Consider the following 24,663-nt stretch of genomic DNA (forward strand, 5'->3'; position numbering starts at 1 on the left):
CCTTGGCCGTTCAGTGCTGGGGCTTGGCCGCGGCGGCGTCCGCCTCGGCCTGGCGACGCAGCGCCTCGATGAGTTCGTCTTCGGCGGTCTTGTCGGTCAGGCGACCCATCGGGTCAGGCCCTTCGCCGCGCAGGAACGCGATGCGCTTGATGAGTTCCGACCAGCCCTGCAGCATCAGCAGCACGAAGCCCACCGGCAGTGCCACCCACACGGGCCAGCGGATCAGGCCGCCCGAGTTGCCGGACATCTCGCCCGACTGGTACATCTGGATCACGACCGGCATCGACAGCCACAGCACCGTGATGCACAGCGGCGTCAGGAAGAGGGTGAAGCCGACGATGTCGATCCACACCTGCGTGCGCTTGGACAGGCGGCTGTTCACCACGTCGATGCGCACGTGTTCCCGCTGCAGCAGCGTGAGGCCGGCGGCCACCAGGAACGACCAGGCAAACAGGTACCACTGCACTTCGAGGAAGGCGTTGGAACTGGTGTTGAAGACCTTGCGGACGATCGCGTTGATGGCGCTGATCACCGTGGCGGCCAGGATGAGCCAGATGGCGTATTTGCCGACCTGGGCATTGAGCCAGTCAATGGCCCGGGACAGCTTGAGCAAGCCTTGCATTACATCTCCATTTTTGTATTGGATGCCCCGATACGACGGCACCCGACGCACTGGCTTTGTGTGCCAACGGGTCGGGTGCAAGAGGCGGCTCGGATTCTATCGGTGTACGCGGAAAGTTCTTTTCGGGTCCTACCCAGGGCTGCCATGGTGGCCATAATGCGACATGGCCCAGACTCCGCGCCCCCCACCGGCCCCGGCGGCAGCGGGCCCGCTGTCGATCGACTCCCCCGACATGCGCCGCGCCGGCCGCGACCTGCTCTCGCTGGCCCTCATCGACGCCCGCAACCACACGCTGCACCTGCTGTCCCTGTTCGAAGAGGCACTGGGCGAAAGCATGCGCGTGCCGCAGCAGCCGGGCGTGCTGCCGCCGGTCTGGCTGGCGGGCCACATCGGCTGGTTCGCCGAATGGTGGATCGGGCGCAACACCCAGCGTGCCTTCGGCATCGACTGCCCCGTGCGCCCCACGCGGCTGGCCGCCATCGACCCCGACGCCGACGACTGGTGGAACCCCGCCCACGGCGCCGCCGAGCGCAGCGGGTCGCCCGACCTGCCGGGCCTGGGCCAGACCAAGGCCTACCTGCTCGAAACCCTCGAGAGCACGCTCGAACTGCTCGAGAACGCCGCCGAGACCGATGCCGGCCTGTACTTCTACCGGCTCGCGCTGTTCCATGAAGACCTGCGCGGCGAACAGCTCGTGGTGCTGGCGCAGACGCTGGGCCTGCCGCTGAACATCGAGCCGGCACCCATCGCCGTCACGCACGAGCCGCTGCTGCTGCCCGCCACGCGTTGGGAGCTTGGCCTGCCCGAGCACAGCGGCTTCCTGTTCGCGCAGGAAGGCGCGGCGCACCGCGTCGACGTGCCCGAGTTCGAGATCGACGCCCAGCCCGTCACCTGGGACCAGTACATCCAGTTCGTCGACGACGGCGGCTACGACCGCGAGGAGCTGTGGCACAGCGACGGCTGGCGCTGGCTCGCCGCGCAGACCGAAGGCCGGCGCGGACCGCGCCACGTCGAGCAGATCGGCGTGGCCCGCAACGGCACGGGCGGCTCGGTGCTGCAGCAGCGCTTCGGCGTCACCGTGCGCGCGGCCGGGCACCACAGCGCCGTGCATCTCAGTTGGTGGGAGGCCGACGCCTGGGCGCGCTGGGCCGGCCGGCGCATCGCGACCGAGGTCGAATGGGAAATCGCGGCCCACACGGCCGCACGGCGCGGCTTCCGCTGGGCCGACGTGCACGAGTGGACGGCAGGCACGCTGCAGCCCTGGCCGGGTTTCCGCGCCGATCCGTGGAGCGCCGGCGGCGAGTTCGACCCCGTGGCCGCCTTCGGCCGCGCGCGCGTGCTGCGCGGCGCCTCGTTCGCGACCCGTGCGCGGCTGCGCTCGCCGCGTCGACGTGGCTTCGCGCTGCCCGATTCCGACGACGGCTTCTTCGGCTTTCGCACCTGCGCGCTGTAGCGCGCCGTCAGGGCCGTTCGCCGCCCGCTTCCGACGACAGCGGCGGCGCCACTTCTTCCAGTGGCTTGCGCTCCGCATCGGCCGCGTAGCGCAGCGCCAGCAGCCCCGCGACGATGACCAGCACGGCGCCGATCACATAGCCCACCATCACCGCGCCGCGGCTGCCGGTTTCGATCAACAGGCCGAACAGCACCGGCGCCGCGAAGCCGCCCGCGCCCATGCCGATGGCATAGAAGATCGCGATGGCCATGGCGCGCATCTCGAGCGGAAACACCTCGCTCACCGTCAGGTAGGCCGAGCTGGCCGCCGCCGACGCCAGGAAGAACACCGCCGACCAGCACAGCGCCTGGCTGCGCGCATCGAGCCAGCCCTGCATGAAGGCCCAGCCCGTGAGCGCCAGGCCCACGCCGGCCAGTACATAGGTCAGCGCGATCATCTTGCGCCGGCCCACGCTGTCGAACAGCGGGCCCAGCAGCAGCGGTCCGAGCACGTTGCCCAGCGCAAACGGAAAGATGTACAGCGCCACGCGGCCTTCGGCCACGTCGTAGAAGCGCGTGAGCACCAGCGCGTAGGTGAAGAAGATCGCGTTGTAGAAAAACGCCTGCGACACCATCAGCGCCACCGCCACCATGCTGCGTGCCGGGTAACGCTGCAGCAGCACGCGCGCCACCTCGCGCATCGGCGGGCTGTTCTGGCGCGCCGCGGTGTACATCACGTGGCCTTGCGCGGCGGGCAGCGGCCCATGCTGCACTTCGACTTCGCGCTCGATGTCCGCGACGATGCGCTCGGCCTCTTGGGCGCGCCCGTGCGCGATGAGCCAGCGCGGGCTCTCGGGCACATGGCGCCGCACCAGCAGGATGGCCACCGCCAGCACCGCGCCCAGCGCAAAGCCCGCGCGCCAGCCCCACACCGGGCCGATCACGCGCGCGTCGAGCAGCACGAGGCTCAGCGCCGCGCCGAGCGCCGCACCGATCCAGAAGCTGCCGTTGATCGCAAGGTTGACGCGCCCGCGCACGCGCGCCGGAATGAGTTCGTCGATGGCCGAGTTGATGGCCGCGTACTCGCCGCCGATGCCCAGCCCGGTGACGAAGCGGCACAGCGCAAAGAAGGCGAAGTTGGGCGAGAAGGCCGTGGCCAGCGTGCCGAGCGTGTAGACCACCAGCGTGAGCAGAAAGAGCTTCTTGCGCCCGAGCCGGTCGGTGAGCCGGCCGAACACCAGCGCGCCGATCACCGCACCCGCGATGTAGATCGAGCCCGACCAGCCGATCTCTCCCGCCGTGAGCCCGAGCGTGTCGGGCCGCTCCAGCACCGCGCCGATGGAGCCCACCAGCGTGACCTCGAGGCCGTCGAGGATCCAGGCCACGCCCAGCGCGATCACCACGCGCCAATGCCAGCGCGACCACGGCAGGCGGTCCAGGCGGGCAGGGATGTCGCTGCGCAGAACCGTCATGCGCAGCATTCTGGGCGGCTGCCGCGCCCGGCGCTGTAGGACCACGCCGGCCATGGTCTGCGATGCATGGGCTGTGGACGCGCTGCCGTGGGATCTTCGGCGCCGGTCAGCCGAACACGTTGAACAGTGCCAGCAGCCAGCCCGCAACGCCGGCCAGGTTGAGCGACTCGGCCTTCTCCGGTCCCACCTCCTTCAGCACAGGCTCGGCGTCGAGCGTGTTCACGCTCAGCAGGTTGTTCAGGAAGTGGCCCACGTCGCCGTCGAAGGCCGGCTGGATGCGGCCGCCGTCATCGCGGATGTTCGCGGCGCGCGTGGTCTCGGTGCCCGCGAAGGTCAGCGCCGTCGTCACGTGGCTGCCGATGACGAGGTAGCGCGACCACGGCATGTAGTAGCCGAAGTTGGGCAGCGGGCCGAGGTCGGCACGCACCAGGTCCATCTCCTTGCGGAAGAGCTTGAGCTTCGCATCGCGCAGCGCCGAGCCTTCGAGGCCCACGACCTCGGCGTTCTGCGCGCCGATGAAGAAAAAGCGCGAGATGACCTGGTCCTGCTGAAAGGTGGACAGCCCGAAGCGATCGATGGGGTAGCGCTGCGAGAGCACCTTGCTGAAGTTGCCGGTGGTGCCGCCGGTGGCCTTGGCGATGTCGACTTTCTTGCCCGTCGTCTTTTCCCAGCGCGCGATGAGCCCGCTGGCCTGCTCGGCGTACTCGGGATGGCCGGGCACGCGCAGGTCGGCGGCCAGCGGCTGCTGGAAGAAGCCCCAGGTGTGGCTGGCCAGCTGCCAGAACTTGGCCGCGGGTGTCTTCTCCAGGTCGGCGGCCGGGATCGTCTCGCCCGTGCCGTAGACCGGCGCCGTCAACAGCGGCCCCGAGTCGTTGAGCAGCGCGACGCGTGTCTTCTCGCCGGCCAGCGCCTGCCGGATCATCGGGTAGTTGAACTGCGCAGAGTAGCCGCCGGCGCTGCCGCCGTACACCAGCAGCTGCTGCAGGTAGCCGCGCTGCGAGAGGCTCTGCGTGAACTGGTGGTCCTGCAAAAACTTCATGGCCGCGCGCACGTTGTTCAGGCCGTTGAAGTTGAGGTACTTGGTCTTCGTCGCGTCGCCGGGTGCGGCCGGGTCGTCGAACGCGCGGAAGCTCGCGCCGGCGGACACGTCGCCCGTGCAGTACGGAAAGACGAGCTTGGTCCACTTCTGGGTTTCCGGCGCCGTGGTCGTCTGCCACAGGCGGCCCCACCAGCCGTCGTCCAGCTTGCCCGAGCCGCGACCGAAGAGCAGGCGCGCGGCCGCTTCGACGAGGAGGGTGTTGCCCTCGAGCACCGGCGAAGTGAGCAGCAGCGCGGTGTTCGACACGATGCCGTCGCCCTGGATGTAGCCCGAGGGCAGGCCGTCGGGGTTGGCTGCACCGGTCGCGGCGTCGGGGCGGCACGACTCGAAGTCCCAGCACGCGCCGCCGCCTTCGAAGTCGACCAGCACCTTGTCGCGCATGCCGGCATCGGAGGAGACCTTGTAGTACATGCGGTACGGCGTGCCGTTCATGCACGACGCGCCCGAGCTGGCCGGAAAGGTGTACTCGACCCAGGTGTCGAGGTCGGCCGACCAGTTGGGGCCCGCGGCGGGCACGATGGTCTGGCCGGGCTTGGAGCTGGTCGTGAGGCCCGCGTTGTACTTGCGCGTGGCCTCGTCGATGAAGGCCTGCGCATCGGCCCGGCTGCGTTGTGCGGAGAGGGTGGGCGCGCTGCTTTCCTGTTCGGGTGTCGAGGCGCTGCTGGCCGCGGCCACTGACAGCGAGACGGCCAGCGCGGCCGCGATTTTCCAGAGAACTCTCACCTGCTTCATGTTGTGCGGCTCCTGATTTTTTGCGATGAAGGATTCGGATTCAGTAATGGCGACTTCGGATCTCGAGCTCTCTGCGCGCCATCACCCGTTGTCGTTCATCGGGGTCCTGCACGGAGGCTTGCACCTCGCCGGCCATCTGGTTCCTGGCCTGCGTGTAGCTCTGGTAGCGCGGTTCGGTGGTGGGCGCGGGGCCGACCATCTGCCGCGCGTGCGCCTGCAATGACTCGGTCAGCTGCTTGGTGAGCGCGTCGCGAATGGTGGGGTCGGGCTCGCCGATCTGGATCAGCGCGCGCGTCGATGCGATGGCCTCCACGGGCAGGATCTCGCCGTTGGCCACGTGCCGGGGCAGCTGCTCCAGGATCGCGTACGACTCGTCGCGCCGCTCCTCGTCGCCGAGGTTCGGCAGCATCTGCGCCAGCGTGTTGATGCGGTCCCGGAAGCGTGCAAGCGCGACGATGCGGTCCACCTCCTGCGCCACGTCCTTGCCGGTGCCGGCCAGGTCGCGCCGCAGCTGCACGAGGTCCAGGCCGCGCTCGCGCGCACCGGCCGAGGTCTGGTAGGGCGACGCACCCGGCGCGAAGGGCGTGTAGACCGGTGCTCGTTTGGCGAGCACGACGCCTTCCCGCGGCGCGGCCTGTGCGTGGGCGGAAGCCGCAGCGGCAGCGGCCGTGTCGCGCGTGGCGGCATGGCTGTCCGGGTCGGCGAAGAAGAACCAGGCGCCGAGCGCCGTCAGCAGGGTGGCGGCGCCGAGGCCGAGCCTGGCGGATGTCGATAAGCGGGAGCGCACCGGGAACCTCTCTTGTCTCTTGTCTTGTTCGTTTCCGTCACCCGGGAAGCGTAGACAGGGACCGCGGCGCGCACTTTCATGCAGCCGCTAAGGTTCTAGGTACAAACGAGAAATGCGCAGCGATGCAACCGTGTTGCACTGCGCTCACTGCCCCCAGACGCGCTCCGCCTGTTCGTCCGCCGTCACGCACACCCGGCGCGACAGGAACGAGGGCGGCAGGCCGAACGAACACTGGAAGGTGCGGCTCATGTGGGCCGCGCTGGCGAAGCCGCCGTCCAGCGCAATCCCGGCCAGCGGCCGGCCGCTGGCGAACTGCTGCACCGAGCGGCGCACCTTGGCCCACAGCAGATAGGTCTTGATCGACACGCCCGCCTGCTCGCGGAACAGGTGGGTCAGGCGGTCGGGCGACAGGCAGGCCACCTCGGACAGCTCCTGCAGCGGCAACGGGCCCGCATGCGAGCGGGCGACGCGCATCACGTTGTCGATGCGCGGATCGAGCCCGCCCGCGGGCTCGGGCCGGCCGGTGACGGCCTCCACCATCCGTGCGCTGAGCGATTGCAGGTGGTGCTCGGCCAGCGCCCCGCACTGTGCCGCCTCGAAGCTGTCGCGCAGCCGGCCGAAGCACTGCGCATCGATCGGCAGGATGCCCCGCTCGCCCATCCACCGCGAGAGCGTGCGGTAGGCGATCGAGCCCGGATCGAGGTTGAGCGACAGCAGCCCGCAGCCGTCGACATACAGCCGCCGCTGCGTGCCCGGCGCCACCAGCGCGGCCGTGCACAGCGCGCGCGTGCCGTCGGCGGCCTCCAGCCGGAACGGATGGCCGCTGACCGAGGCCAGCAGCGTCACCGACGAGCGGGCCGTCAGGTCAGACTCGATGGCCGGCGTGACGTAGAGAAAGCTGCGGTCCCAGAGATGCAGGAAGTTCTGTGCGGTCATGGGCGTCCTTCGGAAAGGGCCCGCGCCCTCCGGCCGGCATCATGCCGGAACGGCCGCCGTCACCTGCCGGATGCCCATCGCCTTCAGCGTGTCGGCAATGGCCGCCACCGCGCCCGGAATGCCCGCGTCGCCGAAGTGCCCCATGCAGCCCACGCGGAAGGTCTCGACCTGCGTGAGCTTGCCGGGGTAGAGGATGTAGCCGCGCTTCTTCACCTCTTGATAGAAGGTCTTGAAGTCGTAGTTGGCGTCGTCGGGCGCATGGAAGGTGACGATGATCGGCGCCTGGATGAGCGGGTCGAGGAAGCTGCGGAAACCCAGCGTCGCCAGCCCGTCGATGAGCGCCTTGCAGTTGCGCGCGTAGCGCCCGCCGCGCGCGGGCAGGCCGCCTTCCTCGATGTACTGCGCAATGGCGGTGTCGAGCGCGGCGACCACGTGCGTGGGCGGTGTGAAGCGCCATTGCGTGGTCTTCTCCATGTAGACCCACTGGTCGTACAGGTCCATGCTCAGCGAGTGGCAGTTGCCTTCGCATTGCTCGAGCGTGCTGCGCTTGATGATGACGAAGCCCATGCCCGGCACGCCTTCGAGGCACTTGCCCGAAGCGGCGACCACGGCATCGAACGGCGTCTTGCGTGCGTCGATGTCCAGTGCGCCGAAAGAGCTCATGGCGTCGATGATCAGGCCGCGTCCGTGCTTGGCAACGACCAGCGCGATCTCGTGCAGCGGGTTGAGCACGCCAGCGCCGGTTTCGCAGTGCACCACCGCCACGTGCGTGATGCTCGGGTCGGCCGCGAGCGCGCGGTCGACGTCGGCGGGCGAGACCTGCTTCTCTTCGGTGTAGTCGATGGTCGTGAGCTTGCGGCCCAGCACCTTGCAGATCTTGGCGAGGCGCTGGCAGTAGGCGCCGTTGCTCGGCACCAGCACATGGCCGTTGCGCGGCACGATGGTGCCGATGGCCGCTTCGACCGAGAAGGTGCCGCTGCCTTGCAAGGGCACGCACTCATGCGTGCCCGTGCCGTGCACGATGTTCAGCACTTCCTTGCGGATGCGCGCCGTGATCTGGTTGAAGTCGGCGTCCCATGAACCCCAGTCGCGCAGCATCGCTTGGCGGGTGCGGTCCGAGGTGGTCAGGGGGCCGGGCGTGAGCAGGATGGGGTGGGCGGCTTGACTCATGGTGTCTCCAGGCAGGGAAAGGAAATGAGGGGCGAGAGGTGAAAGGAATCGTTCAGCCGCGGCTGAGGTTGCGCCAGGCCTGCGTGCGTGCGAGCAGCACGCGCGTGAGCAGCGCGTAGGCAATGCACACCAGCGTTGAGGTGACCACGATCAGGCTGGCCAGCGCGGCGGCCGGGCCGATGTCGCCGGCGTCGTCCAGGTGCATGATCGCGACCGACGCGAGGATGGTCTCGGGCGTGTACAGGAAGATGGCGCACGAGAGGCTGGCCATCGACACCACGAAGAAGTAGCGCCCGATGTCGAGAATGGCCGGCAGGCACACCGGCACCGTCACGCGCAGGAAGGTCTTGAAGAACGGCACCTTGAGCGAGGCCGACACGGCCTCGAACTCGTTGTCGATCTGCTTGAGCGCCGTCACCGCAGTGAGGTGGCTCGAGGTGTAGTAGTGCACCACCATCGAGATGATCAGGATCGCCATCGTCTGATAGAGAAAGTTCAGCGGGTTGGACGGATGGTTGAAGAACATCACGTAGCCCAGGCCGAGCACCAGGCCCGGCACCGCCATCGACAGCACCGCCATCAGGTGCATGCCCTTGCGCATGAGGCCCAGGTTGCGCGTCTTCTCGATCAGGTAGGCGCCCACGAACACGATGAGCGAGCCGGCCACGGCAGTCACCATCGCCACCATCAGGCTGTTGCCGTAGGCGGCGGCCATGTCGCTCTCGATGAGCACGAAGTGGTAGTGCTTGAGCGTGAACGACAGGTCGTACGGCCACAGCGAGATCGCCGAGGTGTAGACCGCCATGCCGATGGTCGCCAGCAGCAGGCCGCAGACCACGGTGCAGAACAGCGTGAGCACGGCATCGGCCACCTTGCGGGGCTTGGGCGTGTAGGGCACCGAGCGCGCCGTGAGCTGCGCCTTCAGCTTGCGCCGCACCACGTAGTCGATCACGAACGAGATGATCGACGGCAGCAGCAGCAGCATGCCGACCACCGCGCCGATCGAGAAGTTGTGCTGCCCGACCACCTGCTTGAACACGTCGACCGACAGCACGTTGAAGTTGCCGCCGATGACCTTGGGTGCGCCGAAGTCGCTCACCACGTAGGTGAAGACCACGGTGGCCGCGCTGATCAGGCCGTACTTGCACGAGGGCAGGGTGATCGTCATGAACTGGCGCAAGGGCCGCGTGCGCAGCGCGGTGGCCGCCTCGTACAGCCGGCCGTCGGCCAGCGACAGCGCGGTGACGAGGATCATCAGCGCGTGCGGAAAGGTGTTGTAGACCTCGGCCAGGATGATGCCGGGCGCACCGTAGATCGAGGCGCCGCCCAGCAGGAACTTGAGCGCGCCCTGGTTGCCGAACCACTGCACGAACGAAATGGCCGACAGCAGCGAGGGCGCGAGCAGCGGAATGAGCGCGATGAGCCGGAACACCGCCTTCAGCGGCGCCGGCATGCGGCTGCGCGTGAGCGCGTAGGCGAACACGAAGGCCGTGGGCACCGAGATCATCACCACCGCGGCCGACACCCACACCGAGTTCCACGCCGCGCGCAGCAGGCTCGGTGTCTGGAAGTAGGTGATGAAGTGGGCCAGGCCGACGAAGTTGCCGTTCTTGTCCTGCACCGCGTGCGCCAGGATGGTGAGCAGCGGCGCAACGAGGAACACGAACAGCATCGCCATCACCACGAACAGGATGGCGCGCGCGATGGTCTCGTCGCGGCTCCAGCGCAGGGCGGGGCGCGCGGCCAACGCAGGGCGGGGATGTACCAGCGTGTTCATTGGGCCGGACGCGCGGCAAAGGCGCGGATGCGGTTGGCGCGCAGCGCGATGTCGATCGTGTTGCCCTCGCGGATGTCCAGGTCGTGCAGCTGGTTCAGTGAGAAGTGCAGGCCCAGCACCTGGCCGTGCAGCGCGTCGGCCGTCACCTCGGCGATGCACAGGCCGCCGAGGAACTCGACCTTCGTGACCTTGGCCTGCAGGCGGTTGGGCGTGTCCTCGTGCAGGTGCTCGACGGCGCGGTCTTCGGGGCGCAGGTACAGGTTGACGTCGTCGCCGGGCTCGAAGGCGCCGTCGCAGGCGTCGCACTGCAGTTCCATGTCGCCGACCTGGAAGCGCTGGTTGCCCAGCGCCACCGCGCGCAGCACGTTGACCTTGCCCACGAAGTCGGCCACGAAAGGCGTGGCCGGCTGTTCGTAGATTTCCATCGGCGTGCCGACCTGCTCGATCACGCCGTGGTTCATCACCACGATGCGGTCGGCCATCGAGAGCGCCTCTTCCTGGTCGTGCGTGACCATGATGGTCGTGATGCCGACCTGCTTTTGCAGCCGGCGGATCTCGCCGCGCAGGCGGATGCGCTCCAGCGCGTCGAGCGCCGACAGCGGCTCGTCGAGCAGCAGCAGGCCGGGGCGCGTGGCCAGCGCGCGGGCCAGGGCCACGCGCTGTTGCTGGCCGCCCGAGAGCTGGCTCGGGTACTTGGCGCCCGAGGTCGGCAGGCCGACCAGCTTCAGCAGCTCGTCGACGCGCGCCTTGATCTCGCCCCGCTTCGCGCGGCTGTTGACGAGGCCGTAGCCCACGTTCTCCGCGATCGACAGGTTGGGAAAGAGCGCATACGACTGGAACACGATGCCGTAGTCGCGCTTGTCCGGCGAGAGCCACGAGACGTCCTTGCCGTTCTGCAGGATCTGCCCGGCGGTCTGTGTTTCGAGGCCCGCGATGATGCGCAGCAGCGTGGTCTTGCCGCAGCCCGAGGGGCCGAGAAAGCACAGCATCTCGCCGGGGTTCACGCGCAGGTGCACGTCGCGCAGTGCGCTGAAGGTTTCGAAGTCCTTGCGAACGCCGACGATCTCGAGGGCCGCGGGCGGGGCCGCGGTGGGGGTCAACTGGCTGGCAATGAAGCGGGTGTCGGTCATGTCCATTTTTCGCACTCGTCGTTGGAGGGCGTCACCCGTTGCGGCGGCACCCTTGAATTGAAAACCGGGGGATGCCGTCGGGCTTACTTGGGTTCGGCCTTGCCTTCGTAGCGCTTGCTCCATTCAGCCAGGATGCGTTCGCGGTTTTTCGCAGCCCAGTTCAGGTCGTTCTTGGCCAGCAGCTTCTCGTAGTTCTCAGGAATGCCTTCGAGCTTCGAGACCACGCCCGGGTAGGCGACCACGGCCCACCAGCGTGCGCTGATCTGGTTGGCTTCCTTGCTCGCCATCCAGTCGGCAAAGCGCTTGCCTTGCGCCAGCTTCGTGCTGGTCTTCATGAGGCTGGTGGCCTCGATGTCCCAGCCCAGGCCTTCCTTCGGGAAGATCAGGTCGACCGGTGCGCCCGACTTCTTCACCTGGTGCGCGCGGAACTCGAACGAGATGCCGATGGGGAACTCGCCCGCGCCGGCCTGCTTGCAGGGCTTGGAGCCCGAGTGCACGTACTGCGCAATGTTCTGGTGCAGTGCGTCCATGTACTTCCAGCCTTCGGCGTCGCCCAGGTTCTGCAGCCAATACGACACATCGAGGTAGCCCGTGCCGCTGGAGGCCGGGTGCGGCATCGAGATCGTGCCCTTGTAGATGGGCTTGGTCAGGTCTTTCCAGCTTTCGGGCTTGGGCAGGCCGAGCTTCTTCGCCTCGACATGGTTGAAGCAGATGGTGGCGGCCCAGACGTCCATGCCGACCCAGGCGGGCGGGCGGGCGGCGTCGGAGTACGCAGGGTTCAACTCCTTGAAGCCCTTGGGCTCATAAGGAAGCAGCATGCTTTCCTGCTGCAGCAGCGCCAGGCTGCTGGCGGCCAGGCCGGCCACCACGTCGGCCTGCGGGTTGGCTTTTTCGGCCAGCAGCTTGGCGGTGACGATGCCGGTGGAGTCGCGCACCCACTTCACCTCGATGTCGGGGTTGGCCTTTTCGAAGGCGTCCTTGTAGAGCTTCATGGCGTCGGTCTCGAGCGCCGTGTAGACCAGGAGCGGCGTCTTTTGCGCCCACGCACTGCCGGACATGAGGCCGAGGGCCGCAACACACAGGGCGGCCGTGAGACGGCGCGTGCTTTGTTTCATCGTCATCTGTTTTCTCCTGAAAGGCTGGCTGTCACTGAAGAGGGTGAGTGAGGGGCTGGCGCCGGCGCGAAGGTGTCCAACGCCGTCCGGTGTTTGCAATGTAGGTTGCTGATTGCCGACTGTCAATAAAAAATTGTTGACAGTTGACGATCCTTCGGGAAAATACGCCCCATGGTCACCAGCAATCACTCCGCCGCCCTCGCGTTCCTCCAGTCCAGCTCGCTGCCGATGCTGATGCAGGAAGAAATCGAGCGTTTGATCATGACGGGCGAGCTTCCCGTGGGCAGCCGCATCAACGAGAGCGAGCTCTCGCTGCGCTTCAACACCAGCCGCGGCCCGATCCGCGAGGCGCTGCGCGCACTGGAAGAGGCCGGCCTGGTGCGCAACGAGAAGAACCGCGGCGTCTTCGTGCGCGAGATCGCATTCGAGGAAGCCGATGAGATCTACGAACTGCGCGAGGCACTCGAAGAAATCATCGGCCGGCGCGTGGCGCTGGCCATTCAGCCCGACGCGGTGGAGCGCCTGCGCGCCATGGTCGACGCCATGCGCTCGGCGGCCCAGGCGCAGGACGTGGAGCAGTACGCGCAGCTCAACCTGCAGTTCCACGAGATCCTGCTCGACACCGCCGGCAGCAAGAAGCTCACCGAAACCTACAAGCGGCTCGTCAAGGAACTGCACCTTTTCAGAATGCGCGCGCTCGACAGCGGCGGCGGCCTGCGGGTCTCGGCCGACGAGCACAGCCACATCGTCGACGCCATTGCCAGCGGCAACGCCGACACGGCAGGGCGCGCACTGCGCGAACACGTGGCCGGCAGCCGCGCGCGCATGCACAAGGCCTTCGGCCGCATCGACGGCGATGCGGCTGCCATCAGCAACACCCCCGTTACCCCGAACCACCCACCCCAAAAGGAAGTCTGAAATGACACCGGAGACACTTGAAGTCAATGCCAGGAGCTATCGCTGGATGGCCCGTCCGATCGTGGTCGTGTGCGTGGACGGCTGCGAGCCGGCCTACCTCGACGCGGCCATCGAAGCCGGCGTGGCACCGTACATCGCCCGCATGCGCAAGGACGGCGCCGACCTGCTCGCCGATTGCGTCGTGCCCTCGTTCACCAACCCCAACAACCTGTCGATCGTGACCGGCGCGCCGCCCGCGGTGCACGGCATCTGCGGCAACTACTTCTTCGACCGCGAGCTGGGTCAGGAAGTGATGATGAACGACCCCAAGTACCTGCGCGCCGGCACCGTGCTGGCCGCGTTCGCCGACGCGGGCGCCAAGCTGGCCGTGATCACCGCCAAGGACAAGCTGCGCAAGCTGCTCGGCCACCAGATGAAGGGCATCTGCTTCTCGTCGGAGAAGTCGGACCAGGTGACGATGGAAGAGAACGGCATCGACAACGTGCTCGACATGGTCGGCATGCCCGTGCCTTCGGTGTACAGCGCCGAACTGTCGGAGTTCGTGTTCGCCGCCGGCGTGAAGCTGATGGAATCGCAGCGCCCTGACCTCATGTACCTGTCGACCACCGACTACGTGCAGCACAAGGCCGCGCCGGGCAGCCCCGCCGCCAATGCCTTCTACCAAATGATGGACGGCTACCTCGCGCAGCTCGACGCATTGGGCGCCACCATCGTGCTTACGGCTGACCACGGCATGAACGACAAGCACGGTGCCGACGGCTCGCCCAACGTCATCTATCTGCAGGACGTGCTCGACGGCTGGTACGGCGCTGAAACGGCCCGCGTGATCCTGCCGATCACCGACCCCTACGTCGTGCACCACGGCGCGCTCGGCTCCTTCGCCACGGTGTATGCGCCCGACGAAGCCAGCGTGCCGGGCTGGATCGAACGCATCAAGGGCATTCCGGGCATGGAGCTCGTGCTCTCGCGCAAGGAAGCCGCACAGCGCTTCGAGCTGCCACCCGACCGCATCGGCGACATCGTGGTCGTCAGCGAGCAGAGCACCGTCATCGGCACCGCTGCCAGCCGCCACGACCTGTCGGCGCTTGAAGTGCCGTTGCGCTCGCACGGCGGTGTGTCCGAGCAGAAGGTGCCGCTGATCTGCAACCGCCCGGTCGAAGGCATTGCCGCCGGTCGCCGGCTGCGCAACTTCGACGCACTCGACCTCGCCCTGAACCACGCACGCTGAAGCCACACGGAGCAATCACCCCATGAGCCAAGCCATCCTGAAGCCAGGCACTGTCCACCGCGAAGCCCTGCGCATCGCCGGCGAGAAAGTCCACCGCGACCGCACCATCGACGTCACCTACCCGTACACCGGCGAAGTGATCGCCACCGTGCCCAAGGCCACGCTGGACGACGTGCGCAATGCCCTGCGCATCGCCCGCGACTACAAGCCCACGCTCACGCGCTACGAGCGCTACAAGATCCTCATGCGTGCCGGCGAAATCATCGCTTCGCGCCTGGACGAAATGTCGCGCACCATCACGCTCGAGTCGGGCCTGTCGCGCAAGGACTCGCTGTACGAAGTGGGCCGCGCCTCCGACGTGCTGCTGTTCGCCGCCAACCAGGCGCTGGTCGACGACGGGCAGGTGTTCTCGTGCGACCTCACGCACCACGGCAAGAGCCGCAAGGTCTACACGATGCGCGAGCCCTTGCTGGGCGCCATCACCGCCATCACGCCGTTCAACCACCCGCTGAACCAGGTGATCCACAAGGTGGCGCCGGCCATTGCGACCAACAACCGCATCGTGCTGAAACCCAGCGAGAAGACGCCGCTCACGGCCTTCCTCCTGGCCGACATCCTGTACGAGGCAGGCCTGCCACCGCAGATGCTGTCGGTGCTCACCGGCGACCCCAAGGAGATCGCCGACGAGCTGCTGACCAATGCCGACGTCGACCTCGTCACCTTCACGGGTGGCGTGCCCATCGGCAAGTACATCGCAGGCAAGGCCACCTACAAGCGCCAGATCCTGGAGCTGGGCGGCAACGATCCGATCATCGTGATGGAAGACGCGGACATCGAGGAGGCGGCGACGCTGGCCGCCAACGGGTCGTACAAGAACTCGGGCCAGCGCTGCACAGCGGTGAAGCGCATGCTGGTGCACGAGTCGGTCGCGGATCAGTTCGTCGAACTCCTGGTCGCCAAGACCAAGGCGCTGAAGTACGGCGACCCGATGGACCCGGACACCGACATGGGCACCGTGATCGACGAAGCGGCTGCCAAGCAGTTCGAAGCGGTCGTGAACGAAGCCATCGCAGCGGGCGCGAAGCTGCTGTACGGCAACGAACGCCGCGGCGCGCTGTACTCGCCCACCGTGCTCGACCACGTCGACCCCGAGATGACCGTCGCCAAGCAGGAGACCTTCGGCCCCGTGTCGCCGGTGATCCGCTTCAAGAACATCGACGAGGCGATCCGCATCTCCAACGGCACGGCCTACGGCCTGTCGTCGTCGATCTGCACCAACCGGCTGGACTACATCACGCGCTTCATCCGCGAGCTGAACGTGGGCAGCGTCAACGTGCGCGAGGTGCCGGGCTACCGCCTGGAGCTCACGCCCTTCGGCGGCATCAAGGACTCGGGCCTGGGCTACAAGGAAGGCGTGCTCGAGGCGATGAAGAGCTTCACCAACACCAAGACCTACTCGCTGCCCTGGTAACCATGAGCCTCCGCATCCCCGACATCGTCGGCCTCTTCGAGACCAAGGGCCACGCGCAGTACGACGGCGAGCCGGTCACGCAGCTGGAGCACGCGCTGCAGTCGGCACACCTGGCCGAGCAGGAGGGGGCGGACAGCGCGCTGATCGCCGCCTCCCTGCTGCACGATCTGGGCCACCTGCTGCACGACTTCGGCGGCACGCCGACGCAGCAGGGGCTGGACGACCTGCACCAGTACCGCTGCCTGCCGTTCCTGCGTGCGCTGTTCGGTCCGGCCACGCTGGAGCCGATTCGGTTGCATGTGGACGCCAAGCGATTCCTGTGCGCGCGCGTGCCCGGCTACCTCGAAGCGCTGTCGGCCGACTCGAAGCGCAGCCTGCAACTGCAGGGCGGCGTCTTCGACGAGGCGCAGGCGAAAGCCTTCGAGGCCTTGCCGTACGCGATGGATGCGGTGCGCCTGCGGCAATGGGACGACACGGCCAAGCTGGCCGATGCCGACATGCCCGGCCTCGCACACTTCGTGCGCCATCTCGAAATCAGTTCCGCCGAGTACCGGCAATCCCTCACCGCCTAAGGCACACGGATGCGCCCCTTCTGGATCGAACAAGCGCTCTTCAACGACGGCGATCTGGCCCCGGCGCTGCAAGGAGAGACCACCGCCGACGTCTGCATCGTCGGGGGCGGCTTCACCGGCCTGTGGACAGCCATTCAGGCCAAGCTGCAGGCACCCGCGCTCGACATCGTCATTCTCGAAAGCGACCTCTGCGGCGCCGGCGCCAGCGGGCGCAACGGCGGTTGCCTGCTCACCTGGTCGGCCAAGTTTTTAACCCTGCGGCGGCTGTTCGGCGAAGACGAGGCGGTGCGCCTCGTGAAGGCGTCGGAAGCGGCGGTGGGGCACATCGCCGACTTCTGCGCCGCGCACGGCATCGACGCCGAACTGCGGCGCGACGGCACGCTCTACACCGCGACCTCGCAGGCGCAGATCGGCACGCTCGATCCGATGATGCAGGCGCTGGAAGCGCGCGGCATCCATTCGTACCACGCGCTGCCGCCCGACGAAGTGGCGCGGCGCTCGGGCTCGGCGCGCAACCTGGCCGGCGTGTACTCGCCGATCGCCGCCACCGTGCATCCGGGCAAGCTGGTGCGCGGGCTGCGGCGCGTGGCGCTGGCCATGGGCATTCGCATCCACGAGCGCACGCCGATGCTCGACTTCAGCACCGACCAGCCCGTGCTGGTGCGCACGCCCACCGGGCGCGTGCGCGCGAAGAAACTGGTGCTCGCGATGAACGCGTGGATGGCCAGCCGCTTCCCGCAGTTCGAGCGGACCATCGCCATCGTGTCGAGCGACATGATCATCACCGAGCGCTGCCCCGATCTGCTGCAGCAGATCGGCCTGACCGACGGCGTGTCGGTGCTCGACTCGCGCACCTTCGTGTACTACTACCGCAGCACGGTCGACGGTCGCATCATGCTGGGCAAGGGCGGCAACACCTTCGCCTGGGGCGGCCGCATGGCCAAGGTGTTCGACGAGCGCTCGCCGTACGAGGCCGAACTCACGCAGGCCCTGCATTCCTTCTTTCCCGCACTGAGCAACACGCCGATCACCGCGAGCTGGAACGGCCCGTCCGACCGCTCGGTGACGGGCTTTCCGTTCTTCGGCAAGCTCGATGGCGCGCCGCACATCTACTACGGCTTCGGCTACTCGGGCAATGGGGTGGGGCCGACCTACATGGGCGGGCAGATCCTGTCGTCGCTGGTGCTCGACCAGGACAACGCATGGACGCGCAGCCCGATCACGGCCGGGCCGCTGGGCTACTTTCCGCCGGAGCCGATGCGCTATGTGGGCTCGATCGTCGTGCGCAACGCGATCCGCCGCAAGGAACGCGCTGAGGATGAGGACCGCCAGCCGTGGCTGGTGGACCGCATGCTCAGCAAGCTCGCGAACGCCGCAGGCAAGGCCGACAAAGCCTGACCCACGGCGATCGATTGCGTCAGCGGTTCGACGGGAACGAGAACATCGTGCCTTCACGCACGCCGGCCGAGGGCCAGCGCTGCGTGACGGTCTTGCGCTTGGTGTAGAAGCGCACGGCGTCGGGGCCGTAGGCGTGCAGGTCGCCGAACAGCGAGCGCTTCCAGCCGCCGAACGAGTGGTACGCCACGGGCACCGGCAGCGGCACGTTGATGCCGACCATGCCGACCTGGATGTTGTCGCTGAACCAGCGTGCGGCCTCGCCGTCGCGCGTGAAGATGCAGGTGCCGTTGCCGTACTCGTGTGCGTCGATCAGGTCCATCGCCTCTTGCAGCGTCTTCACGCGCACCACGCCGAGCACCGGGCCGAAGATCTCTTCCTGGTAGATCGTCATGCCGGGCTTCACGTGGTCGAACAGGCAGGCGCCCAGGTAGTAGCCGCCTTCGTGGCCTTCGACCTGGATGCCGCGGCCGTCGACCACCAGCTTGGCGCCGGCAGCCACACCCGCATCGACGAAGGCCTTGACCTTCTCGAAGTGCGGCTGCGTGACCAGCGGGCCCATGTCGTTGCCGTTGTCGGTGCCGGGGCCGACCTTCATCTTGGCAATTTCGACCTTCAGGCCCTCGACCACCGCGTCGGCCGTGGCGTCGCCCACGGCCACCACCAGCGGGATCGCCATGCAGCGCTCGCCGCACGAGCCGTAGGCCGCGCCCATGAGCGCGCTCACCGCGTTGCCGATGTCGGCGTCGGGCATCACCACCGCGTGGTTCTTGGCGCCGCCGAGCGCCTGCACGCGCTTGCCGTGGGCCGTGCCCGTGGTGTAGATGTATTCGGCGATGGGCGTCGAGCCCACGAAGCTCACGGCCTTCACGCGGCGGTCGGTCAGCAGCGTGTCGACCGCTTCCTTGTCGCCGTTGACCACGTTGAGCACGCCCGGCGGCAGGCCGGCCTGCAGCGCGAGTTCGGCCATGAACAGCGTGGAGGAGGGCGTGCGCTCCGAGGGCTTCAGCACGAAGGTGTTGCCGCAGGCCACGGCCATCGGCCACATCCACAGCGGCACCATGACGGGGAAGTTGAACGGCGTGATGCCGGCCGCGACACCCATCGCCTGGAACTCGCTCCACGAGTCGATCGACGGGCCGACGTTCTTGCTGTGCTCGCCCTTGAGCAGCTCGGGCACGTAGCTGGCGTACTCGACGTTCTCGATGCCGCGCTGCAGCTCGCCGTGCGCGTCGGCCAGCACCTTGCCGTGCTCGGCGGTGATCAGCGCGGCGATGGTGTCGGCGTTTTCTTCGAGCAGCGTCTTCAGGCGGCTCATCACGCGGGCGCGCTTCAGCGGCGGCGTGTTGCGCCAGGCCGGAAAGGCGGCCTGCGCCGCGGCGATGGCCTGCTCGACCGTGAGCTTGTCGGCGAGCGCGACGCTCTTGGCCGACAGGCCGGTGGCGGGGTCGAACACCGGCTGCACGCGGCTGCCGCCGCCGACGTGCTTGCCGTCGATGAAGTGGCCGATGGTGGCGGTGACGTTCTTGTCGTGTTGCATGTCTTCAGGTCTTTAAAGGTATTCAGGCGGTTTCTGCGAGGGCGTCGGAAAGGGCGTTGACCATGCGGTCGATCTCGGCCTTCTCGGAAATGAACGGCGGTGCGAGCTGGATCGTGTCGCCGCCGTAGCGCACGTAGAAGCCCTTCTTCCAGCAGTTCATCGCGATCTCGTAGGGGCGGCGTGCGGGCTCGCCCGGCAGCGCGGCGATGGTGATGCCGGCGGCGAGGCCGTAGTTGCGGATGTCGGCGACGTGCTTGCTGCCCTTCAGGCTGTGCACGGCGTTCTCGAAGTGCGGGGCCAGCGTCTGCACGCGGCCAATCATGTCTTCCTTCTGCAGCACCTCGAGCGCGGCGATGCCGGCGGCGCAGGCCACGGGGTGCGCGCCGTAGGTGTAGCCATGCGGGAACTCGAGCATGTACTCGGGGCCGCCGGCGGCCATGAAGGTGTCGTAGATGTCCTTGCTGGCCACCACGGCGCCCAGCGGCTGCGCGCCGTTGGTGACCTGCTTGGCGATGTTCATGATGTCGGGCGTGACGCCGAAGGCATCGGCACCCGTGAGCGCGCCGCAGCGGCCGAACCCGGTGATCACTTCGTCAAAAATCAGCAGGATGTTGTGCGCCGTGCAGATGTCGCGCAGGCGCTTCAGGTAGCCCTTCGGCGGAATCACCACGCCGGCCGAACCGGCAAAGGGCTCGACGATCACGGCCGCGATGGTCGAGGCGTCGTGCAGCGCGATCAGGTCGAGCAGGCGGTCGGCCAGCTCGGCGCCGTTCTCGGGCATGCCGCGCGTGAAGGCGTTGGCCGCCAGCTGCGTGTGCGGCAGGTGGTCGGCCTCGACGCCCTGGCCGAACAGTTTGCGGTTGGCCGCAATGCCGCCCACCGAGATGCCGCCGTAGTTCACGCCGTGGTAGCCCTTCTCGCGGCCGATGAGGCGCGTCTTGCCGGCCTGGCCCTTGGTGCGCCAGTAGGCGCGCGCCATCTTCAGCGAGGTGTCGGCGGCTTCGGAGCCCGAGCCGGTGAAGAACACGTAGTCCAGGCCGGCGGGCGTCAGTTCCTTGATCTTGTTGGCCAGCTCGAACGAGAGCGGGTGGCCGAACTGGAACGCGGGCGAGTAGTCGAGCTTGGCGATCTGGCGGCTCACCGCCTCGGTGATCTCGGGGCGGCCGTGGCCCAGGCCCGAGCACCACAGGCCCGAGAGGCCGTCGAAGATCTTGCGGCCGTCGTTGTCGGTGAAGTAGGCGCCCTTGGCCTCCACGATGATCCGCGGATCGGCCTTGAAGTTGCGGTTGCCGGTGTAGGGCATCCAGTGCGCCTCGAGCCAGGCGGCGTCGGTGCGCGCGGTGGGCGTGGGTTCGATGGCGGGTGTGGCGAGGCTCATGGCGCATCCCGCGCAGGGCGGGCTCCGGGGGTGAAGGGATGTGCCGATTGTTCGCAGACCCTTCAGTGTGGAGAATGGCGCAATATCAATGTTCACTTGACGATCCATGCAAGTAAAGGCCAAGGCCTCGCCCGCCACCGAAACCAGTGCCCAGGGCACCCGCAATCGCGCCGTGCTGGGGCAGCTCAGCGACATGGACCTGCGCCTGCTCAAGGTGTTCAAGAGCGTGGTCGACTGCGGCGGCATGGCGGCGGCCGAGCTGGAGCTGAACATCGGCACCTCCACCGTGAGCCGCCACGTGAAAGACCTGGAAACGCGCCTGGGCCTCGTGCTGTGCCGGCGCGGCCGGGCGGGCTTTGCGCTCACGGCCGAGGGCCAGCGCGTGTACGACGAGACGCTGCGCCTGCTGGCCTCGGTCGACGCCTTCCGCGGCAGCATCGACGACATCCACAACCGCATGGGCGGGCAACTGGAGGTGGCGCTGTTCGACAAGACCGCGACCAACCCGAAGGCGCGCATCGGCGAGGCCATTGCGCGCTTCACCGAGATCGCGCCCGAGGTGAACCTGGCGGTGCACGTGGGCTCGATCAACGCGATCGAGCAGGGCGTGCTGGAGGGCAACTTCCAGATCGGCATCATCCCGGCGCACCGCAGCTCGAAGAGCCTGGTCTACGCCGACCTGTTCGACGAAACCATGCTGCTGTACTGCGGCAAAGGGCACCCGCTGTTCGACAGCCCGCACGGCAAGCTCACGTGGTCGAAGCTGGGCGAGCACCATTTCGCGGGGCTGGGCTACCACTCGCCGAACATGGAACTGAGCCATCGGGCGCGGTTGTCGCGCAAGGCGACGGGGTTCGACCAGGAGGCGATTGCAACGCTGATCCTCTCGGGGCGCTTTCTGGGCTTTTTGCCCGACCACTACGCGCAGGTGTTCGAGCAGCGCGGGCTGATGAAGGCGGTGCTGCCGGCGCGCTTCAACTATGCGTGCCGGTTCGTGAGTCTGCTGCGGCGATCGCCGAAGCCTTCACGGGCGGTGTTGGCGTTTCAGGCGTGCCTGGAGCAGGCGCATGGCGGTGCGAAGAAGATCTGATGGCACTGAAACCAGCCAAGATGTCCGAAACACCACTGCGTATTCGCCCTGCACTTGCATCGGAACACCGGGCACTCGAAGACTTGCAGCGGCGCGCATCGCTCGCGAACCCTGGCGATCGCGAGGCGATTCAGTCCGACCCGGACGCCATCGAACTGCCTCTAGCCCAGATCGTCGATGGCCGGGTGTTCGTGGCAGAGATCCATGGCGTGACGGCTGGATTCGCTGTCGTGCTGCCCAACGATGACGGCAGCGCCGAATTCGATGGATTGTTCGTCGAGCCCGAGGCATGGCGTCGCGGCATCGGCAAGGCATTGGTCGCGCACTGTGTCGAGGTTTCCCGGCGCCAGGGTGCGTCGGCACTCCACGTCACCGGCAATCCGCACGCCGGGTCGTTCTACCTTCGCTGCGGATTCGAAGCGAACGGCACCGTCGCCGTGCGCTTCGGCAGGGCCGAGCGGTTTCGCAAGGTCTTCTAGACCTTTGTGGTGCTATCGCTGCCCACTGGGCAACAACAAATGCTTCGCCCCGATGTGCGCTTCCATCTCATGCATGTGGTGCTCCGCATCCACCATGTGCTCCGCCATCAGCCGCCGCACCTCGTCCGCATCTTCCTTGCGGTAGGCCGCCAGCAGCTGCGTGTGGTAGTCCACGTTGGTCTCGCCGAAGTGGTGGTGGTCCAGCGCCTTCTTGTAGACGACGAGGTCGCGCAGCAGGTCGTTGAGAAAGCGGCACATGAAGGACAGCACCGGATTGGGGCAGGCCTCGGCCAGCATCGTGTGAAAGGCCAGCTCGGCCTCGCGCTGGGTGCGCAACTCGTCTTCGTTGGTGGGCTCGATGGTGCACAGGCGCACGTTCTCTTCGAGCCTTGTGAAGTGTTCGGGCGTGAGCCGCCCGACCACGCTCACGGCCAGTTCGGGCTCCAGCGCCTTGCGCAGCTGGTAGATGTGGTGGCCGTCGAGGTGATGAAAGTGCAGGAAGTTGCGCAGCGGCTCCGACGCATGGTCGACCGACACCTGCTGCAGGTACGCGCCGCCGCCGGGGCCGGTGCGGATCGAGATCAGCCCGCGCACCTCGAGCGCCTTCAGCGCCTCGCGCACCGTGCTCTTCGAATAGCCGAAGAGCTCGATCAGTTCCTTCTCGTTCGGTAGCCGGTCGCCGGGCTGCTTGCGCTCGGCAACGATCCATCGCTTGACGTCTTCGACGATGACGTCCGAGAGCTTTTGCCGCTTCGGAGGGTTGTGCCCCACTCTCATCAAAACGCTCCATCCATGCACATCGGGAGATGCGCGGGATGCGCAACAGCGCGCGATCTTAACGGCGTCATCGGCAGGGTCGGGTTGGGTTGGGGCACGGGGCTTGCTAGCGGGTTTTTACCAGCATATTAATCCTATTTATCCGCTTAAATTGCCGGCGATCGCAGGCACTGTGTTTTCTTCCCCCCACTTTTCACACCTCACGACCGGAGAACCCCATGCAACGCAGACAACTCCTTCAGCTCGCCGCCCTGTCGGCCGCCCCGGCCTCGCTCCTGATGAACCGCTCGGCCATCGCCCAGGCCACCGACGTGATCCGCTTCGGTGCACCGGTGCCCATGTCGGGTGCGTTTGCGGCCAACGGCAAGTTCGCCGACCTGGGCACGAAGCTGGCGATCGAGCAGTACGGCAAGGTGCTGAACCGTCCGCTGGCCTACACGCTGCTCGACACCGAAGGCAAGCCGGCCACCGCCGTGCGCAAGGTGCAGGAAGCCTCGCAGCAGCAGGGCGCCAAGTTTTTCGCGGGCGGCATCCTGTCGTCGGAAGCGCTGGCCATGGGCAAGGAGGCCGAGAAGGCCGGCGGCCTGTTCATCACCACCGCAGGCGCCGACGAGATCACGGGTAAAGACTGCAACCCCGCCACCTTCCGCTGGTCGGTGCCCACCTTCGGTGCCATCGAGCAGACGGTGCGCCCGCTGATCGCGTCGATGCCCAAGGCCAAGCGCTGGTACACGATCACGCCGCAGTACGTCTTCGGCGACGGCCTCTTGAGCGCCGCCAAGACCATCTTCCAGGAGAAGGGCATCGAGCACGTGGGCAACAGCTACCACTCGCTCAACGACAAGGAGTTCAGCGGCTACCTCACCAACGCGATGGCCGCCAAGCCCGACGTGCTGCTGCTCTTGAACTTCGGCGCGCAGTCGTCGGCCGCGCTGCGCCAGGCGGTGAGCTTCGGCATGCACAAGAACATGACGATCCTCATGGCCTGGGCCTCGGGCCTGGAGCAGTTCGACGAGCTGGGCGCCGACCTGTGCGACGGCGTCTACTTCGGTGCGCAGTACTGGCACACGGTCGACACGCCGCTCAACAAGGACCTCGTGAAGCGCACCGCCGACAAGCTGAAGATCGTGCCCAACTACAGCCTGGCCGGTTCGTACATCTGCACCAAGATCCTCATCGACGGCATCGTGAAAGCCGGCACGGTCGACCAGAAGGCCGTGATCGCCGCGCTCGAAGGCATGAAGTTCGACGGCCTCACGGGCGTGGAAGAAATCCGCAAGGCCGACCACCAGGTCATCAAGGACTACTACCTGCTCAAGGGCAAGGCGAAGTCGAAGATGGCCAACCCGGCCGACTACGTCGACGTGATCAGTTCCGGCAAGTCTTTCCTCCCGGTCGACAAGACCGGCTGCAAATTGGGCTAACCCCCAGGCTTGCCCACTGCGTGTGGCCTCCAACCCCCTTGCAGGGGGCAACACCTGCGGCCCGGCAAAGCCGGTTCCGTGGTGTTCCTGGAAGGGAAGCGCATTCAAGCCCGCCACCAA

At 67.2% G+C, this 24,663-nt stretch carries 21 protein-coding genes; 9 read left to right on the top strand and 12 right to left on the bottom strand.

The window, feature by feature from the left end; translation table 11 throughout:
* Positions 1 to 10: 10 nt before the first annotated feature.
* A complete protein-coding gene (locus RZE79_RS08930; protein ID WP_153285377.1) occupies positions 11 to 622 on the bottom strand; it encodes a TRAP transporter small permease subunit in 612 nt (203 codons plus the stop codon).
* A gap of 163 nt (positions 623 to 785) precedes the next feature.
* Between RZE79_RS08930 and RZE79_RS08935 the strand changes: the two genes are divergently transcribed.
* Positions 786 to 2,075, top strand: coding sequence for an SUMF1/EgtB/PvdO family nonheme iron enzyme (locus tag RZE79_RS08935; RefSeq protein WP_319360026.1), 1,290 nt, complete (start codon positions 786 to 788; stop codon positions 2,073 to 2,075).
* 7 nt (positions 2,076 to 2,082) lie between these two features.
* On the opposite strand, the gene RZE79_RS08940 is transcribed toward RZE79_RS08935, so the two are convergent.
* From RZE79_RS08940 to RZE79_RS08975, 8 genes are all read right to left on the bottom strand, one after another.
* Positions 2,083 to 3,525 carry an MFS transporter gene (locus tag RZE79_RS08940; RefSeq protein ID WP_319360028.1) on the bottom strand — a complete coding sequence of 481 codons (1,443 nt, stop codon included), beginning with the start codon at positions 3,523 to 3,525 and terminating at the stop codon, positions 2,083 to 2,085.
* Positions 3,526 to 3,631: 106 nt separating this feature from the next.
* The gene (locus RZE79_RS08945; RefSeq protein ID WP_319360029.1) at positions 3,632 to 5,356 is read right to left on the bottom strand and encodes a hypothetical protein; all 1,725 of its coding nucleotides are present in this window, start codon (positions 5,354 to 5,356) and stop codon (positions 3,632 to 3,634) included.
* Positions 5,357 to 5,396: 40 nt separating this feature from the next.
* Entirely contained in the window at positions 5,397 to 6,143 is a 747-nt protein-coding gene (locus RZE79_RS08950) for a hypothetical protein (protein ID WP_319360030.1), read from the bottom strand.
* Between the two features lie 144 nt (positions 6,144 to 6,287).
* A complete protein-coding gene (locus tag RZE79_RS08955; protein WP_319360031.1) occupies positions 6,288 to 7,079 on the bottom strand; it encodes a helix-turn-helix domain-containing protein in 792 nt (263 codons plus the stop codon).
* A gap of 39 nt (positions 7,080 to 7,118) precedes the next feature.
* A complete protein-coding gene (locus tag RZE79_RS08960; RefSeq protein WP_319360032.1) occupies positions 7,119 to 8,249 on the bottom strand; it encodes a 2-aminoethylphosphonate--pyruvate transaminase in 1,131 nt (376 codons plus the stop codon).
* A 52-nt stretch (positions 8,250 to 8,301) separates the two neighbouring features.
* Complete coding sequence (locus tag RZE79_RS08965) at positions 8,302 to 10,026, bottom strand: putative 2-aminoethylphosphonate ABC transporter permease subunit (protein ID WP_319360033.1); 1,725 nt, start codon at positions 10,024 to 10,026, stop codon at positions 8,302 to 8,304.
* Entirely contained in the window at positions 10,023 to 11,162 is a 1,140-nt protein-coding gene (locus tag RZE79_RS08970; RefSeq protein ID WP_319360035.1) for a putative 2-aminoethylphosphonate ABC transporter ATP-binding protein, read from the bottom strand. Before RZE79_RS08970 ends, RZE79_RS08965 begins: the two co-directional genes overlap by 4 nt.
* Before the next feature lie 77 nt (positions 11,163 to 11,239).
* A complete protein-coding gene (locus RZE79_RS08975; protein WP_373696545.1) occupies positions 11,240 to 12,277 on the bottom strand; it encodes a putative 2-aminoethylphosphonate ABC transporter substrate-binding protein in 1,038 nt (345 codons plus the stop codon).
* A gap of 165 nt (positions 12,278 to 12,442) precedes the next feature.
* Here RZE79_RS08975 and RZE79_RS08980 point away from each other — a divergent pair, with 165 nt between their 5' ends.
* Genes RZE79_RS08980 through RZE79_RS09000 form a run of 5 tightly spaced genes read left to right on the top strand, consistent with a single transcriptional unit; the run spans position 12,443 to position 17,858 of the window.
* Positions 12,443 to 13,189 (top strand): phosphonate utilization associated transcriptional regulator, encoded by a 747-nt coding sequence (locus RZE79_RS08980; protein WP_319360036.1) that lies wholly within the window; start codon positions 12,443 to 12,445, stop codon positions 13,187 to 13,189.
* 1 nt (position 13,190) lies between these two features.
* The gene (gene phnA, locus RZE79_RS08985; protein ID WP_319360037.1) at positions 13,191 to 14,417 is read left to right on the top strand and encodes a phosphonoacetate hydrolase; all 1,227 of its coding nucleotides are present in this window, start codon (positions 13,191 to 13,193) and stop codon (positions 14,415 to 14,417) included.
* Between the two features lie 22 nt (positions 14,418 to 14,439).
* Positions 14,440 to 15,888 carry a phosphonoacetaldehyde dehydrogenase gene (gene phnY / locus RZE79_RS08990; RefSeq protein ID WP_101492537.1) on the top strand — a complete coding sequence of 483 codons (1,449 nt, stop codon included), beginning with the start codon at positions 14,440 to 14,442 and terminating at the stop codon, positions 15,886 to 15,888.
* A gap of 2 nt (positions 15,889 to 15,890) precedes the next feature.
* Entirely contained in the window at positions 15,891 to 16,460 is a 570-nt protein-coding gene (locus RZE79_RS08995; protein ID WP_319360038.1) for a phosphonate degradation HD-domain oxygenase, read from the top strand.
* Positions 16,461 to 16,469: 9 nt separating this feature from the next.
* Complete coding sequence (locus RZE79_RS09000) at positions 16,470 to 17,858, top strand: FAD-dependent oxidoreductase (RefSeq protein ID WP_319360039.1); 1,389 nt, start codon at positions 16,470 to 16,472, stop codon at positions 17,856 to 17,858.
* A gap of 19 nt (positions 17,859 to 17,877) precedes the next feature.
* Here the strand turns inward: RZE79_RS09000 and RZE79_RS09005 are convergent, their stop codons facing one another.
* Positions 17,878 to 19,395 (bottom strand): CoA-acylating methylmalonate-semialdehyde dehydrogenase, encoded by a 1,518-nt coding sequence (locus tag RZE79_RS09005; RefSeq protein ID WP_099795888.1) that lies wholly within the window; start codon positions 19,393 to 19,395, stop codon positions 17,878 to 17,880.
* Between the two features lie 22 nt (positions 19,396 to 19,417).
* Complete coding sequence (locus RZE79_RS09010; protein ID WP_319360040.1) at positions 19,418 to 20,773, bottom strand: aspartate aminotransferase family protein; 1,356 nt, start codon at positions 20,771 to 20,773, stop codon at positions 19,418 to 19,420.
* Positions 20,774 to 20,879: 106 nt separating this feature from the next.
* Here RZE79_RS09010 and RZE79_RS09015 point away from each other — a divergent pair, with 106 nt between their 5' ends.
* Positions 20,880 to 21,863 carry a LysR family transcriptional regulator gene (locus RZE79_RS09015; RefSeq protein WP_101492534.1) on the top strand — a complete coding sequence of 328 codons (984 nt, stop codon included), beginning with the start codon at positions 20,880 to 20,882 and terminating at the stop codon, positions 21,861 to 21,863.
* Complete coding sequence (locus RZE79_RS09020; RefSeq protein ID WP_319360041.1) at positions 21,863 to 22,342, top strand: GNAT family N-acetyltransferase; 480 nt, start codon at positions 21,863 to 21,865, stop codon at positions 22,340 to 22,342. The genes RZE79_RS09015 and RZE79_RS09020 overlap by 1 nt, the downstream gene beginning before the upstream one ends.
* Before the next feature lie 12 nt (positions 22,343 to 22,354).
* Here the strand turns inward: RZE79_RS09020 and RZE79_RS09025 are convergent, their stop codons facing one another.
* Positions 22,355 to 23,119 (bottom strand): FadR/GntR family transcriptional regulator, encoded by a 765-nt coding sequence (locus RZE79_RS09025; RefSeq protein ID WP_099795891.1) that lies wholly within the window; start codon positions 23,117 to 23,119, stop codon positions 22,355 to 22,357.
* A 218-nt stretch (positions 23,120 to 23,337) separates the two neighbouring features.
* On the opposite strand from RZE79_RS09025, the gene RZE79_RS09030 reads away from it, so the two are divergent.
* Positions 23,338 to 24,543, top strand: coding sequence for an ABC transporter substrate-binding protein (locus tag RZE79_RS09030; protein ID WP_319360042.1), 1,206 nt, complete (start codon positions 23,338 to 23,340; stop codon positions 24,541 to 24,543).
* The last annotated feature ends 120 nt before the right edge of the window (positions 24,544 to 24,663 follow it).

Source organism: Variovorax sp. EBFNA2 (assembly GCF_033802765.1).
GTDB lineage: Bacteria > Pseudomonadota > Gammaproteobacteria > Burkholderiales > Burkholderiaceae_C > Variovorax > Variovorax paradoxus_H.